The sequence below is a fragment of the Bradyrhizobium sp. SMVTL-02 genome (assembly GCF_051853005.1).
GTDB lineage: Bacteria > Pseudomonadota > Alphaproteobacteria > Rhizobiales > Xanthobacteraceae > Bradyrhizobium.
In genome coordinates, this window is the sequence record NZ_CP182469.1 from 6,948,595 (window position 1) to 6,963,105 (window position 14,511).

Genomic DNA, 14,511 nt, shown 5'->3' on the forward strand with positions numbered 1-14,511 from the left:
GGAGAAGAACAGCCAGCGTAGCGTTTAATTCCCCCCGCGGACAGCTAGCCCGATCACATGCGCGCGCACTTGCGGTCACCCTCCGCCGTCGTCCCGGACAAGCGCGCCCAAAGCCGCGCCAGGCCGGGACGACTCGCGGAGAGAGCCTGGCCTACATTGACTCCCCCTCCCAAGTCGGGGAAAAGCGCGCCCGTGACGATCGCTCGCGACATCTCCGAGAAGCCAGACGGCGCCGAGCGCCGTCTCATCCTCGTAGCCGTGCTGGTCATCGCGGCGATGACGCTGCTTCGCATCGTCTATGCCTCCGCGCTCGAGTTGCGCACGGACGAGGCCTATTACTGGACCTGGTCCAAGGAGGCGGCGCTCAGCTTCCTCGATCATCCCCCCGGCATCGCCTGGCTGATCCGTTTCGGAACCGCGATCTTTGGCGACACCACGCTCGGGGTGCGCTTCGGCGGCATCGTCGCGATGCTGGTGACGCAGCTGCTGCTCGCCGACATCGTCCGCCGCCTCACGCACGATGTGCGCGCGGTCGTGTTCGCCGTGCTGATGCCGGAGGCCGCGCTCTATTACGGCCTGCTGATGGCCAAGGTCGCGCCTGACGTCGCCATGATCCCGTTCGCGGTTGCGATGATATGGTCCCTGGTGCGGCTGGCGCAGAGCGGCGACGGCCGTTGGTGGCTGATGGCCGGCCTGTTTGCTGGCCTCGCGATGCTGTCGAAATTCACCGCGATCCTGTTCGCGCCGGCGGTTGCCGCCTTTCTGCTGGTGCCGGACTGGCGCCGGCGCTGGTTGCGCAGCCCCTACCCCTATCTCGCCGTGTTGGTTGCGCTCGCGGTGTTCTCGCCGGTCTCGATCTGGAACGTGCAGCACGATTGGGCCTCGATCCGCTTCCAGGGCGTGCGCGCCACCACCAATTATGGCATCTCGCTGCGGACGGTCGGCGACTACATCGGTCTGCAATTCGGCCTCGTCGGCTTCGTCATGCTGCCGGTGGTGCTGACAGGGCTCGTGCTGACCGCGTGGCGAGGCTATCGCACGCGCGATCCGGTCGCGATCCTGCTGTCGACCGCAGTCTTGGTGCCGTTTTTCTATTTCCTGGTGAAGTCGCTGACGCTCCGGGTCGGCGACACCTGGCCGATGTTCATGTGGCCGGTGGGCTTTGCCTCTGCGGCCGTGAACCTCGTGATGCTGCCGCGTGAAAAATGGTCGGCGCGGATGATCCGGTCGAGCCCGTTCTGGGCGAAGACGGCGATCGTCTCGGGCATCGCCTTCGTCCTCATCGTATTCCTCTATTACGTCGCAGCGCCCTGGAATCTGCTCGGCAAGATCGATCCGATCGGCGCCGAGGCCGGCTACGAGCAGGTTGCCGCGCGCGCGCAGGCCGCCCTCGACGAAACAGGCGCGACCTGGATCGCCACCACGGACTATCGCACCTACGCCATGATGCGCTGGCTGTTCCGGGGCCGCGTGCCCGTCATCGAGATCAACGAGCGCGGCCGCTTCCAGGATTTCCGCGATCCCGGCATGGACAAGATCAGGGGACATGCGGGAATCTATGTCGGGCGCACGCCGGACAACCGGTCGTCGCTATGGGAGAATATCCCGGCAAAACGCGAGCCGCTCGGCGAAGTCGAGCGCCGCTGGCGCGGCGTTGTGACCGACACCTATGTGATCGAGAAGCTCACCGGCTGGACCCCGGAGCTGTCGCCGCCGAAGGATTCGCCGCTGTTCCAGTGGCGCGTGCTGGCGGGGGAGTTCGAAAAGCGGAAGCCCGCCTAGGCGCCTTCTCTTCCCCCCTGGAGAGCCCTCCAGGGGAGGATAAGTGCGGCGCGTCGTGCGCCTACTGCACGAGGTCGGCGACGGTGGTTGCGGCTTTCAGACCCGTGCCGGTGAGGACCGCGACCGTGGTCTCGTTCGCCTTGATCGATCCAGCCGCGGACAGTTTGTCCAGCGCCGCGGCGGCACTCGCGCTGGTCGGCTCGGCGAACAGGCCCTGCCGCGCGAGGCGGCGTAGCGCGGCGACGATCTCGTCCTCGGTGAGCGCGACGGTGCCGCCGCCGCTCTCGCGCAAGGCTGCAATGATCTCGCGCAGGCGCAGGGGGTTCTTGATCGCGGTGCCCTCCGCAATGGTCTTGCTCACCTCGCGCGCGACAGGAGTGTCGACACCGGCCTTGAAGCTCGCATCGATCGGCGAGCAATTCTGCGGCTGTGCCGCGAACAGGCGCGGCAGCTTCGATATCTGCCCGGCTTTCACCAGTTCGCGGAAGCCGAAGGCGCAGCCCAACAGGCTGCTGCCGGCGCCGACGGGCACGATGACGTTGTCGGGGGCACGGAAGCCGAGGTCTTCCCAGATTTCATAGGCGAGCGATTTGGTGCCTTCGAGGAAGAACGGCTGCCAATTGTGGCTGGCGTAAAACGTCTGGCTCGATTGGCGGATGGCTTCGGCTTCCGATTCCTCGCGCGGCCCCTCGACCAGCTGCACCGTCGCGCCGTAAGCGCGCACCTGCGCGATCTTGGCCGGTGACGTGGAGGCCGGAGCCAGGATCTTCACCCGCATGCCGCCGGCTGCACCCAGTCCTGCCATGGAGGAGCCGCCATTGCCGGACGAGTCCTCCAGAATGGCTGTGATGCCGATCTGCCGCAGGAACGACAGCATCACCGCCGAGCCGCGGTCCTTGAAGCTGCCGGTGGGGTTGAACCATTCGAGCTTGAACAACGGGCGCAGTTCGCCCCAGGCCTGCTGGACCAGCGGCGTGCAGCCTTCGCCGAGCGAGATCGGCTTTGCGATCTCGACCGGCAGCGCCGCCCGGTAGCGCCAGAGCGAGCGCGTCCGGCCATCGATGTCATCGCGCGAGAGCCCCGCCCCCGGCGTCACCAGCAGCGGCGTGCGCTCGTCCGAACACCAGCGCGGCTGGTCGAGGGGATAGAGCTTTCCATTGCGGGGGTCGATGTAGGCTGCTGTGGGCATTGGCGGTCTCCGGGCGATCCGGTCGATATGTCCGAATATGCAGCTTTTATCCAGCCGCCTGTTTCGGGGGCGCAGCGACACCCCTTCCAAAATTCCAACAATTACATAGATATAAGGCGCATTTGGCTGCTTTTCCTCGATCCGGACGAGCAGGAGGACGCCGCTGGCCGCGCGCCACGATTAACTTGTCTGTGGTGCCTCGCCGCTACAATATGTTGGATTGAGCTTGCGTCGCCGGTGGTCTGCACCGGCAACGCCAGCGAGCCTGGCCCGTCCAAGCGGCGGGCCGTTGGCTTTTTGGGAGCCTGGACATGAGCCGCGCGAACCGTACCGACCACATCCGCCTGACCTCCCATCCGGAGCCGGGCCGGAAGGCCGCCTTTCCGATCCATTGGGGCGCCACCGACGTGCGCGCCCGCGGCCCGATCATCGGCACGGTGTCGCGCGCCGGGGATCGCAACGTGATCGGCAGCCATGGCGGGTCCTACGCGATGTACCGGGCGCTCGCGGTGTCGGCCGGCGCGCTCGATCCCATCAGGCGGCCCGATCTCACCAACACCTTTCCGGCCGCGACCATCGGACCGTTCGAGCAGTGGCGCGATCCCGCAAAGATTGTCGCGCTCGATCCCTGGGGGCATCTCGTCGCCGAAAACTTCCGCCAGGAGATCGCCGAGGGCGCCGACATCCGCCCGAGCATCGCGGTGACGCGGGCGCGCCTCGACCTGCCGGAGATCCGCGAGGCGCTGGCGACCAAGCGGCTGCGCGCCGACGGCGAGGTGGTGCATGCCAATGGCAGCGTCTCGGTGGTGAAGATCGCGATCGATCCGGTCTGGTACCTGCCCGGCCTTGCCGAACGTTTCGGCACCGGCGAGACCGAGCTGCGCCGCACGCTGTTCGAGCAGACCGCCGGCATGTTCCCCGAGCTCGTGACGCGCCCGGACATGAAGGTTTTCTTGCCGCCGATCGGCGGCACCACAGTCTATCTGTTCGGCGATGTGACGAAACTGCCGGACCATCGCACAAAAATCACCTGCCGCGTGCATGACGAGTGCAACGGCTCCGACGTGTTCGGCTCCGACATCTGCACCTGCCGGCCCTATCTGATCCACGGCATCGAGGAATCCGCGCGCGGCGCGCAGGAGGGCGGGCTCGGGCTCGTGGTCTACAACCGGAAAGAGGGCCGCGCGCTCGGTGAGGTCACCAAATTCCTGGTCTACAACGCGCGCAAACGCCAGGAGGACGGCGATGCCGCCGCGGCCTATTTCGAGCGCACCGAATGCGTCGCCGGCGTCCAGGATGCGCGCTTCCAGCAGCTCATGCCGGACACCATCCACTGGCTCGGCCTCAAGCGCATCGACCGGTTCCTGTCGATGAGCGACATGAAGTACGACGCGCTGACCTCGCAGGGCATCGACATCGTCGAGCGCGTGCCGATCCCGCCGGAGCTGATCCCCGCCGACGCCTATGTCGAGATCGCCGCGAAGAAGGCCGCCGGCTATTACTCGACCGACATCGCGCCCGAGAAGGACGTCAACGGCGTGGTCGGCCGCTCGCTGGAAAAATACTGATCGCGCGATGGCGGACGCTTTGGAACAACAGGCCCGCTCCCTGCTCCGCGCAGGAGCGGTTCGCGCGCGCGCTGGGCAGATGCTCGAGCTCGGCCTTGCTGGCGGGCTTAAACATTTCACCATCGATCTCGACCGCATGGATGGCGTTGCGGACGCCGTGCTGGCCGTCACGCGAAAAGCCTATCCGGCGCTGGATGTTCCCTTCCACGCGCGGTGGCGGCACTTCGTGCTTGGCGGCGTCGATCGCTGGGGCCAGCTTGCGGACGCCGCATCATGGCCGGATCGCGCAGCGCGGACGCGCGCCGAGTTCGACCTTGCGATCGTCAGCGTACTGCTCGATGCCGGCGCCGGCGCTGCGTGGCGCTACCGCGATGCGGTGACGGGCGAAGCCATCGGCCGGTCCGAGGGGCTTGCGATTGCAAGCCTCGACATGTTCGCGAGCGGCCTGTTTTCACACGATGCCCGCGCGCCGTTCAGGGCCGATGCGGATGTGCTGGCAAAACTGCCCCTCGCCTCCCTCACCTCCGCCTTTCAGGTCAGCGACGCCAATCCGCTGCTCGGACTCGAGGGACGTACCGACCTGCTGCGGCGCCTGGGCAAGCAGGTCTCGGAACGTGCGGACGTGTTCGGCCTGCACGACACGCCGCGGCCGGGCGGGCTGTTCGATCATATCGCCGCGCAAGCCATCGGCGGTCGCGTCGCTGCGCCCGCGATCCTGTCTGCGGTGCTGAACCAGCTCGGGCCGATCTGGCCGTCGCGGCTCGAGCTCGCGGGCGTCCTGCTCGGCGATTGCTGGCGGCATCCGGCGATCAAGGCGCACGACGGTACGGCAGGGCTCGTGCCGCTGCACAAGCTGTCACAATGGCTGAGCTACTCGTTGATCGAGCCGCTGCAGCGCGCCGGACTTGCCGTCACCGACATCGACGGGCTCACGGGGCTTGCCGAATACCGCAATGGCGGCCTGTTCGTCGATCATCAGGTGCTGCGCCTGCGCGATGCCGCGGACGCCGAGCGTGCGCATGCGGTGGATTCCCTGCTGGTCGTGGAATGGCGCGCCTTGACAGTTGCGCTGCTCGATCGTCTTGCCGAACTCGTTCGCGCCAAGCTCGGCCGCACGCCGGAGAGATTGCCGCTCGCCAGCATCCTCGAAGGTGGCACCTGGGCCGCCGGCCGCGCCATCGCGTTTGCGCGCCGCCCCGATGGTTCGCCCCCGCTCAAGGTGATCAGCGACGGCACGGTTTTCTGAACCCTGTCCCCTTGTGGGAGAGGGTGCCTCGCGAAAGCGAGGCGGGTGAGGGGTTGTCTCCGCGGACACCTCTCTCATTGGAGTTCGCGGAAACGACCCTCATCCGGCGCTTCGCGCCACCTTCTCCCAGAAGGGGAGAAGGGAAAAGCAAGAGCATCCGATCATGGAAGGCGTCACGATCGTCGATCATCCGCTGGTGCAGCACAAGCTGACGCTGGTGCGGGACAAGTCCATCTCGACCAAGTCGTTCCGCGAGCTGATCAAGGAGATCGGCATGCTGCTGTGCTACGAGGTGACGCGCGACCTGCCGCTCGCGGATACCGTCATCGAGACGCCGCTGGCGACGATGCACTCGGCCAAGATCGCGGGCAAGAAGCTGGTGTTCGTGCCGATGCTGCGCGCCGGCACCACCTTCGTCGACGGCATGATGGACCTGGTGCCGACCGCGCGCGTCGCGCATATCGGCCTGTACCGTGAACCGGAGAGTTTTGCCGCGGTCGAGTATTTCTTCAAATCGCCATCGGACCTCGGCGAGCGCCTCGCGATCGTGGTGACGCCTGTCGTCGCCACCGCCAACACGGCCGTCGCCGCGATCGACCGGCTGAAGGAGCGCGGCGCCAGGGACATTCGCCTGGCCTGCCTGATCGCAGCTCCGGAAGGCCTCGAGCGGCTGCGCGGCCTGCATCCTGACGTGCCGATCTGGACGGCGGCGGTCGACGAGGGGCTCGACGAGAACGGCTTCATTCTGCCCGGCCTCGGCGATGCCGGCGATCGCGCTTACGGGACGCGATAGCTAAACCTTCCCGCTGCCGCAGATCATCTTCAGCGCCTGCCATTCCTTGTCGGTCAGCAGCGACGGACCGCTCGCGGGGCGATCTTCCTTCGTCATGCGCGCGAGCCGGTCCTCGGTCAGCGGATGGCTGGCGAGGATATTCGTCAGACCCGAGCCGCCTTCCTTGCCGGTGATGCGGAACATCAGTTCGGCCGCGGGTTTCGGCGAACGGCCGAGCTTGTGCATGATCTCGATGGCGAAGGTGTCGGCCGCGGTCTCGGCCTCGCGCGAATAGGAGGCCTCGACCACGCTGCGCGAGGCGAAGATCACCGCGGACGAGCCGGTGATGTCGCCGAACAACAGGCCGATCAGGAACGAGGTGCCGCCGTTGTAGATCAGCCCGCGCATGTTGTCGTGATGCTTGAGATGGCCGAGCTCGTGGGCGAGGATGCCGGCGATCTCGTCCGGGCTCTCGGCCTTGTCGAGCAGGCCCTTCAGCACGAACACCTTGCCGCCGGGCAGCGCGAACGCGTTCGGCACCGCGGTCGGCAGCACGCCTGCCGTCATGGAATCGTCGTCGAGGCCGGCAGCGTCGCGCAGGCGATTGACGAGCTTGGTGAAGGCTGCCTTACCCGCGGGATCTTCGCAGGAGCTGCGGCCGAAGATGGTCTTCATCTGCACCTCGGCGGCATCGCCAATGCGCCGTTCGACCGGTTTCGGCACCAGCGGCGCGAGACGGTCGGCGGCGAGCGGCACGCCGAACAGTACGACGCAGACGATGGAGGCGGCTGCCGCCACCGACCAGCCGACGATCTTCGCGATACCGCGCCGCGAGGTCTGGTGCTCGTCGAGCCGCAGGCAGCGGACGGCCACGTCAGCAGCGAGCACGGCGTCGCGGATCTCGAGCCGTGCCAACGGCGGCGCGGAGGTCGAGGCCAGGCGCAAAATCCCCGCCGGGCTGTCGGCGCGGCGGATATCGGCATAGGCCCAGCGGACGGGCGTTCCGCCCTCCTCGACGATCTCGAGCGTATCACCGAGCGTCAGCGTCACCTGCCGCCTGCGGCTGGATACGCCGTCGAAGAAGATCGTCGGCTTCGCGAACTGCGCCAGGGCCTCGGTGGACACATCACTCACAGCTCAGAATCCCGCGACATCGAGCCCGTCGGCAAAGCCTTCGCCGAGCGCGCTGGCAAGCTCGCCGCTGCCGCGCACATCCGCGGCGGCCGCGATGTTGTTCACCTGGACGGTCTCCAGCACCCTGGCCCACAGATCGCGCTGAAGATAGACGCGCATCACGATATTGACGGCAAGGGCGAGCGCGAAGTAACCGATGACCATGATCACCAGCATCGGGATGCTCCTCGCGGGATCGCCGGATCCGAACAGCTGCTCGGCCGAGAGACCGCTCAGCTGGAGGACGAGCGCGGTGGAGCCGGCGAGATAGGCGCCGAAGATCATCGAGAGCAGCACCCACCAGCCGATCACCTTCCAGTACAGGCCGTAGAACGCATTGTGCGGAAGCTCCGAGGACAGGCTGACGCCGCCGATGCGGATGCCGTCGAGCCACCAGCGCCACTCGCGCGCCTTGAACTCGGCATAGAAGAACGGCGCGAGCGGAAAGATGATCAGCGCGATCGGGCTCAGCAGCCACAGCCACCAGCCGCGCTTGAAGAAGGTCCAGCCATTGCCTTCGAAATCGCCGCGCAAATCACCGAAATGGGTGTGCCGCATCTTGTAACGTTCGAGTGAAGCCTCGCGCCAGGGCAGCGCCAGGCCGAGGGTCAGGAACACCAGCAAGCCCCACGCCATGGCGCGGAACGCATAGGCCCAGCCCGAACCGTCCATCCAGAACCGCACGCCGCGCCAGACCGTGCGGGTCAGGCGATAGCGCCGCGCGCGGAAGATCGCGAAGTGGCCGAAAGCGTAGAAGCTGATGAACAGCGGCGTCGAGGCAAAGCCCTGCCAGCGCTCGAACTCGATGCCGATGAGGAAGTAGGCCAGATAGATCGGCACCAGGATCGCGAGCGCGAACAGGAAGCCGACCAGCAGCTCCTTGCCGCGACCGGTATATTCGGCCGCATCGCCGTCGATCGCGGTGTTCGACCAGAGATGACGGCGGACGTCGGTGACGAGCCAGAACCGGTAGAAACCGAAGGTGACGAGCTCCAGCATGGCACCCTTGGCGACCATGTTGAAGAACCCGGACCGATTGCCGGTGAAATCCACCCGGGTCGGCGGCAACGGCGGCGGGACCGGTTCGGAGCCGATGGGGGCCCATTGCATGTCGTTCACGGCGGCAACCTCGGGGTGCGGACCTGTCGGGGGCAAACTTATAGATCAGAGATTGGTCGATCCCCAAGATGGGCGGGTTCGATTTACCCCGTTTCCATTCGATTTTCTTGCATGATTTCATGACGAACGGCGTGCGGCAGGTCACGCTGGCGATGTCCCGCTGCCCCCCTCGCAAGAGTTGGATGTGGCAAAACTCTCCCTTGCTCCGGCGCAGACAACCGGCTGTAATTGCAAATCAAATACCGCAGCGCAGAATTCAAGAAAGACGCGCGGAAGAATGCCAGGGAGAACGGTCATGCATGGTACCATCGAGAACGCGTCCCAGCTCGACGCACTTCGCGAGCGCGCGTTGACATTGCCGCTGGAGCAATTCGATCCGGGCGATCCGGAACTGTTCAGGACCGATACGTTCTGGCCCTATTTCGATCGCCTGCGCCGGGAAGATCCCGTGCACTACTGCAAGGACTCGATGTTCGGCCCGTACTGGTCGGTGACGCGCTACAACGACATCATGGAGATCGAGACCAACCATGCGGTGTTCTCCTCGGCCTCCGCACTCGGCGGCATCACCATCCGCGACATCGACCCTGACCTCCGCCGCGAGAGCTTCATCTCGATGGATCCGCCCCGCCATGCCGCCCAGCGCAAGACCGTTGCGCCGATGTTCACGCCGACACATCTGGACAATCTCGCCATCAACATCCGCAGGCGCTCGGCCGAGTGCCTGGACAATCTTCCCCGCGGCGAGGTGTTCGACTGGGTCGACCGCGTCTCGATCGAGCTCACCACGCAGATGCTCGCGGTGCTGTTCGACTTCCCGTGGGAGGACCGCCGCAAGCTGACGCGCTGGTCCGATATCGCCACCACCATTCCCGGGCCCGACGGCCTGGTCGCGACCGAAGATGAGCGGCAGGCCGAGCTGACGGAATGCGCGGCCTATTTTTCCCGCCTCTGGAAGGAGCGCATCGAGCAACCGCCGAAGAGCGACCTGCTCTCGATGATGGCGCATGGCGCCGCGACGCGCGACATGGATGCGAAGAACTTCCTCGGCAATCTCATCCTCTTGATCGTCGGCGGCAACGACACCACGCGCAACACCATGTCGGGCTCGCTTCTCGCGCTGAGCCAGCATCCGGCGCAATATCGCAAGCTGCGCGAGAATCCTGCTCTGCTCGACAGTTTCGTGCCCGAAGTGATCCGCTGGCAGACGCCGCTGGCGCATATGCGCCGCACCGCGCTCTCCGATTTCGAGTTCCGCGGCAAGCAGATCAAGAAAGGTGACAAGGTCGTGATGTGGTACGTCTCGGGCAACCGCGACGAAGAGGCGATCGAGAAACCTTACGATTTCATCATCGACCGCGCCCGCCCGCGCACGCATCTCTCGTTCGGCTTCGGCATCCACCGCTGCGTCGGCCTCAGGCTCGCCGAACTCCAGCTCAAGATCATTTGGGAAGAGATTCTGAAGCGCTTCGACCATATTGACGTGGTCGGCGAACCGAAGCGGGTCTATTCGAGTTTCGTGAAGGGACTCGAGGCGTTGCCGGTGAAGATTGCGGCGTAGATTGGCAGCAAGATGACCCCAAACGATATCCACGAGGAAGCTGCGCCCCCTCCCCCGCTTGAGGGGGAGGGCTGGGGAGAGGGTATCTCCGCGGGCGAGAACCCCCAAGAGGATAGGACCCTCACCCGGCGCTACGCGCCGACCTCGCCCGCAAGCGGGAGAGGTTGAGCAGCAACACTGGAGCCACGACGATGAACATCCAAGCGCCGGTTAACGTGGACAAGGCCGAACGCATGCGCCGGGCGCGCGAGGAGGCCTATGCGACGCCGTTGTCGCAATTCCACCCCGGCGCGCCACGGCTGTTCCAGGACGACACGCTGTGGCCGTGGTTCGAGCGGCTGCGCAAGGAAGAGCCGGTGCATTACTGCACCAATGCGCCGATCGAGCCGTACTGGTCGGTGGTGAAATACAACGACATCATGCATGTCGACACCAATCACGGCATCTTCTCCTCGGACTCCACGCTCGGCGGCATCTCGATCCGAGACGTGCCGGAAGGCTACGACTGGCCGAGCTTCATCGCGATGGACCAGCCCCGGCATTCGGCGCAGCGCAAGACGGTGTCACCGATGTTCACGCCGACACACCTCGACGAGCTGGCAAAGCTGATCCGCCAGCGATCGCAGACCGTGCTGGACAATCTGCCGCGCAACGAGACCTTCAATTTCGTCGAGCGGGTCTCGATCGAATTGACGACGCAGATGCTGGCGACCCTGTTCGATTTTCCGTGGGAGGAGCGGCGCAAGCTGACGCGCTGGTCCGACGTCTCCACCGCGCTGCCCAAGAGCGGCATCGTCGCCTCCGCCGAGGAGCGCCGCCGCGAGATGGACGAATGCTACGCCTACATGTCCAAGCTCTGGAACGAGCGCGTCAACTCGGCGCCGCGCAACGACCTGCTATCGCTGATGGCCCATAACGACGCCACGCGCCACATGGACCCCGACAACCTCATGGGCAACATCATCCTGCTCATCGTCGGCGGCAACGACACCACGCGCAACACCATGACCGGATCCGTGCTGGCGCTGAACGAGAACCCGGAGCAGTACGACAAGCTGCGCGCCAACCCTGAACTGATCGATTCCATGGTGCCGGAGGTGATCCGCTGGCAGACGCCGCTGGCCCATATGCGGCGCACCGCGCTTGCCGATACCGAGATCGGCGGCAAGCACATCAGAAAGGGCGACCGCGTGGTGATGTGGTACGTCTCCGGCAACCGCGACGAGGAGACGTTCGACAGGCCGAACGATTTCATCATCGACCGCCCGCGCCCGCGCACCCACCTCTCCTTCGGCTTCGGCATCCACCGCTGCGTTGGCATGCGCCTCGCCGAGCTGCAGCTGCGCATCGTGTGGGAGGAGATGCTGAAGCGCTTCGACCGGATCGAGGTGGTGGGCGAGCCCAAGCGGATCTATTCGAGCTTCATCAAGGGATATGAGTCACTGCCGGTGAGGATTCCGGGATAACTCTATCCTCCGTCATTGCGAGGAGCCCTTGCGACCAAGCAATCCAGACTGTCGCCGCGGAGGGATTTCTGGATTGCTTCGCTGCGCTCACAATGACGAGGTCTTGGACGCACCTGCTCGTCACGCCCGCAGTGGCAGGCGCGGCAACCGCCAGCTATAGAATTCCGGCATGACAGCTCGCGCCGAATGCGAAGTGCGGGCTGCGTGCTGCTGCCCTAAGCATTCACTGCAGCGCTCCCTGCGCCCCCTCGCCCCGCTTGCGGGGGCGCGACGTGCTTCGCTCGCGCTGAGAGGGTTGGGGTGAACGGGAGTTTTCACGGGGACGGCGACAGTTGGACTCGCGGAGGCCCCCCTCACCCGGAATTTGCTCCGAAAATTCCGGCCTCTCCCCCGCAAGCGGGGAGAGGCAAAGAAAGGTCAACTCAACTTGATGTCCCACACCCCTTCCTTGCGGCAGGCGGCGACCTCCTCGCGCAGGAGGGCGGTGATGGCGAGCGAGGCCGTCGAGGCCGGGCGGTCGATCGGAGAAGCGAAAATGAGCTCGCGCGTCATCGGCTTGGACACGGCGGTGGTTTCCAGCCGCCCCTCCGCGACCTCGCCATGGACCGACGAGGGTGGCAGCAGCGCGAAGCCGAGGCCTTCCTCGACGAGGCTCGTCAGCACGCGGAACGAATCCGCTTCCAGCTGGACGTCGAGCTTGATCTTGCGCTGGGCAGCGGCGTGCTCGATCAGCGCGCGAAGACCGTGGGAATGACTGGGCAGCACCAGCCGCTGCCGCAGCAGCCAGCCGATGTCGACGCTCTTCTTGCGCGCGAGACCGCAGCCGCGCGGGCCGACCGCGACGATGTTGTCGCGCCCGAGGCTCTGCACGTTGAGATGCAGATCGGCCGAGCGGCCGTAGAGGATGGCGAGGTCCATCTCGCCGCGATGCAGCCATTCGACCAGATGGCCGCTGTAGCTCTCGACGATGCGCAGCGAGATGCCGGGAAATTTCTCGACGCAGCGCCGCGCAAAACGCGCCGACAGCACGCAGCTCACGGTCGGAACCAGGCCGAGCACGACCTGCCCCGACGGCGGTCCCTTGGCCGACTGGATGTCGTCGCGGATCTGGTCGATCTGCCGCACGATGCCGGAGGTGCGCGCGAGCAGCAGCCGCCCCGCCTCGGTCAGCACCATGCCGCGCCCGTTGCGGGTGAACAATTCGGTGCGCAGCTCGTGTTCCAAGAGCTTGATCTGCCGGGAGAGCGCCGGCTGCGCCACGCGCAGCGTGTCGGAAGCCTTGGAGAGGCTGCCGAGCTCCGCCACGCAACTGAAGGTCCTGAGCTGCCGGAAATCCATGCTTGCCAATCCTGGAAGGCTACTGCATACGCTATAACAAATGAGCATAGGGGGTGGCGATGTTTTCTCAACGCCAGAGGATGGGCCGGCGTTATCTTGAGTGCCGCTACAATTGGGAAACGCCATGAGTGAAGAACACCACACCGAAGATCACGCCGACATCCGCGAGGCCGTCGCAAAGCTCTGCGCGCAGTTTCCCGGCGAATACTGGCGCAAGCTCGATCGCGAGATGGCGTACCCGAAGGCTTTCGTCGATGCGCTGACAGAGGCCGGCTATCTCTCGGTGCTGATCCCGGAAGAGTATGGCGGCGCGGGGCTGAAGCTGTCGGCTGCGGCTGCGATCCTGGAGGAGATCCAGCGCGCGGGGTGCAACGGCGGCGGCTGCCACGCCCAGATGTACACGATGGGCACCGTGCTGCGGCACGGCAATGCCGAGCAGAAGGCAAAGTACCTGCCGAAGATCGCGAGCGGCGAATTGCGCCTGCAGGCCTTCGGCGTCACCGAGCCGACCAGCGGCACCGACACCTCGTCGCTGAAGACCTTTGCGCGCAAGGAAGGCAACGACAGCTACATCGTCAATGGCCAGAAGATCTGGACCAGCCGCGCCGAGCACTCCGATCTGATGGTGCTCTTGGCGCGCACCACGCCGAAGGAGCGGGCCAAGAAGCGCACGGATGGCCTCTCCGTTTTCATCGTCGACATGCGCGAGGCCAAGAACAATGGCCTTGAGATTCGCCCGATCCGCACCATGATGAACCACGCCACCACCGAAGTGTTCTTTACCGACATGAAGGTGCCGGCCGAGAACCTGATCGGCGAGGAAGGCAAGGGCTTTCGCTACATCCTCTCCGGCATGAATGCCGAACGCATCCTCATCGCCGCCGAATGCGTCGGCGACGCCAAATGGTTCATTGCGAAGGCGACCAACTACGCGAAGGAGCGCAGCGTTTTCGGCCGGCCGATCGGCCAGAACCAGGGCATCCAGTTCCCGATCGCCAAGGCCTACGCCTCGATGCGCGCGGCCGAGCTGATGGTGAAGGAGGCGACGCGCAAATACGAGGCCGGGCTCGACTGCGGCGCCGAGGCCAACATGGCCAAGATGCTGGCGGCGGATGCGTCCTGGGAAGCGGCGAACGCGTGCATTCAGACCCATGGCGGCTTCGGCTTTGCCGAGGAATACGACGTCGAGCGCAAATTCCGCGAGACGCGGCTTTACCAGGTGGCGCCGATCTCGACCAACCTCGTGCTGTCCTACGTCGCCGAGCATGTGCTCGGCATGCCGCGTTCGTACTGAGGT

General features: G+C 65.5%; 11 protein-coding genes. 7 read left to right on the top strand and 4 right to left on the bottom strand.

Going from position 1 to position 14,511, the window contains the following annotated elements:
• Positions 1-276: 276 nt before the first annotated feature.
• Positions 277-1,782 carry a glycosyltransferase family 39 protein gene (locus tag ACNJYB_RS33235; RefSeq protein ID WP_439375705.1) on the top strand — a complete coding sequence of 502 codons (1,506 nt, stop codon included), beginning with the start codon at positions 277-279 and terminating at the stop codon, positions 1,780-1,782.
• Positions 1,783-1,843: 61 nt separating this feature from the next.
• Here ACNJYB_RS33235 and ACNJYB_RS33240 read toward each other — a convergent pair whose 3' ends face one another.
• Positions 1,844-2,971, bottom strand: coding sequence for a threonine synthase (locus tag ACNJYB_RS33240; protein ID WP_439370762.1), 1,128 nt, complete (start codon positions 2,969-2,971; stop codon positions 1,844-1,846).
• Between the two features lie 311 nt (positions 2,972-3,282).
• Here ACNJYB_RS33240 and ACNJYB_RS33245 point away from each other — a divergent pair, with 311 nt between their 5' ends.
• The 3 genes from ACNJYB_RS33245 to upp all read left to right on the top strand — a co-directional run bounded on the left by ACNJYB_RS33245 (position 3,283) and on the right by upp (position 6,578).
• Positions 3,283-4,539 (top strand): GTP cyclohydrolase II, encoded by a 1,257-nt coding sequence (locus ACNJYB_RS33245; protein ID WP_439370764.1) that lies wholly within the window; start codon positions 3,283-3,285, stop codon positions 4,537-4,539.
• Positions 4,540-4,546: 7 nt separating this feature from the next.
• Positions 4,547-5,785 carry a URC4/urg3 family protein gene (locus ACNJYB_RS33250; RefSeq protein ID WP_439370766.1) on the top strand — a complete coding sequence of 413 codons (1,239 nt, stop codon included), beginning with the start codon at positions 4,547-4,549 and terminating at the stop codon, positions 5,783-5,785.
• A gap of 163 nt (positions 5,786-5,948) precedes the next feature.
• Positions 5,949-6,578, top strand: a complete 630-nt coding sequence (gene upp, locus ACNJYB_RS33255; protein ID WP_212348577.1) for a uracil phosphoribosyltransferase — start codon at positions 5,949-5,951, stop codon at positions 6,576-6,578.
• On the opposite strand, the gene ACNJYB_RS33260 is transcribed toward upp, so the two are convergent.
• Complete coding sequence (locus tag ACNJYB_RS33260) at positions 6,579-7,691, bottom strand: M48 family metallopeptidase (RefSeq protein ID WP_439370768.1); 1,113 nt, start codon at positions 7,689-7,691, stop codon at positions 6,579-6,581. It abuts the gene before it with no gap.
• A gap of 3 nt (positions 7,692-7,694) precedes the next feature.
• Positions 7,695-8,849 carry a YjgN family protein gene (locus ACNJYB_RS33265; protein ID WP_439370769.1) on the bottom strand — a complete coding sequence of 385 codons (1,155 nt, stop codon included), beginning with the start codon at positions 8,847-8,849 and terminating at the stop codon, positions 7,695-7,697.
• A 295-nt stretch (positions 8,850-9,144) separates the two neighbouring features.
• Here ACNJYB_RS33265 and ACNJYB_RS33270 point away from each other — a divergent pair, with 295 nt between their 5' ends.
• Both ACNJYB_RS33270 and ACNJYB_RS33275 read left to right on the top strand, forming a co-directional pair.
• Positions 9,145-10,410, top strand: a complete 1,266-nt coding sequence (locus ACNJYB_RS33270; protein WP_439370771.1) for a cytochrome P450 — start codon at positions 9,145-9,147, stop codon at positions 10,408-10,410.
• Positions 10,411-10,601: 191 nt separating this feature from the next.
• Positions 10,602-11,876, top strand: a complete 1,275-nt coding sequence (locus ACNJYB_RS33275; protein WP_439370773.1) for a cytochrome P450 — start codon at positions 10,602-10,604, stop codon at positions 11,874-11,876.
• A gap of 417 nt (positions 11,877-12,293) precedes the next feature.
• Here the strand turns inward: ACNJYB_RS33275 and ACNJYB_RS33280 are convergent, their stop codons facing one another.
• Positions 12,294-13,214, bottom strand: a complete 921-nt coding sequence (locus ACNJYB_RS33280) for a LysR substrate-binding domain-containing protein (RefSeq protein WP_439370774.1) — start codon at positions 13,212-13,214, stop codon at positions 12,294-12,296.
• 124 nt (positions 13,215-13,338) lie between these two features.
• On the opposite strand from ACNJYB_RS33280, the gene ACNJYB_RS33285 reads away from it, so the two are divergent.
• A complete protein-coding gene (locus tag ACNJYB_RS33285; protein ID WP_439370776.1) occupies positions 13,339-14,508 on the top strand; it encodes an acyl-CoA dehydrogenase family protein in 1,170 nt (389 codons plus the stop codon).
• Positions 14,509-14,511: the final 3 nt, after the last annotated feature.

Excerpts from the sequence above, each read along its gene's own strand:
- ACNJYB_RS33240 (WP_439370762.1), bottom strand. The coding sequence starts at position 2,971 with ATGCCCACAGCAGCCTACATCGACCCCCGCAATGGAAAGCTCTATCCC.
- ACNJYB_RS33235 (WP_439375705.1), top strand. The coding sequence starts at position 277 with ATGACGCTGCTTCGCATCGTCTATGCCTCCGCGCTCGAGTTGCGCACG.
- ACNJYB_RS33245 (WP_439370764.1), top strand. The coding sequence starts at position 3,283 with ATGAGCCGCGCGAACCGTACCGACCACATCCGCCTGACCTCCCATCCG.
- ACNJYB_RS33275 (WP_439370773.1), top strand. The coding sequence starts at position 10,602 with ATGAACATCCAAGCGCCGGTTAACGTGGACAAGGCCGAACGCATGCGC.
- ACNJYB_RS33280 (WP_439370774.1), bottom strand. The coding sequence starts at position 13,214 with ATGGATTTCCGGCAGCTCAGGACCTTCAGTTGCGTGGCGGAGCTCGGC.
- ACNJYB_RS33250 (WP_439370766.1), top strand. The coding sequence starts at position 4,547 with ATGGCGGACGCTTTGGAACAACAGGCCCGCTCCCTGCTCCGCGCAGGA.
- upp (WP_212348577.1), top strand. The coding sequence starts at position 5,949 with ATGGAAGGCGTCACGATCGTCGATCATCCGCTGGTGCAGCACAAGCTG.
- ACNJYB_RS33285 (WP_439370776.1), top strand. The coding sequence starts at position 13,339 with ATGAGTGAAGAACACCACACCGAAGATCACGCCGACATCCGCGAGGCC.
- ACNJYB_RS33270 (WP_439370771.1), top strand. The coding sequence starts at position 9,145 with ATGCATGGTACCATCGAGAACGCGTCCCAGCTCGACGCACTTCGCGAG.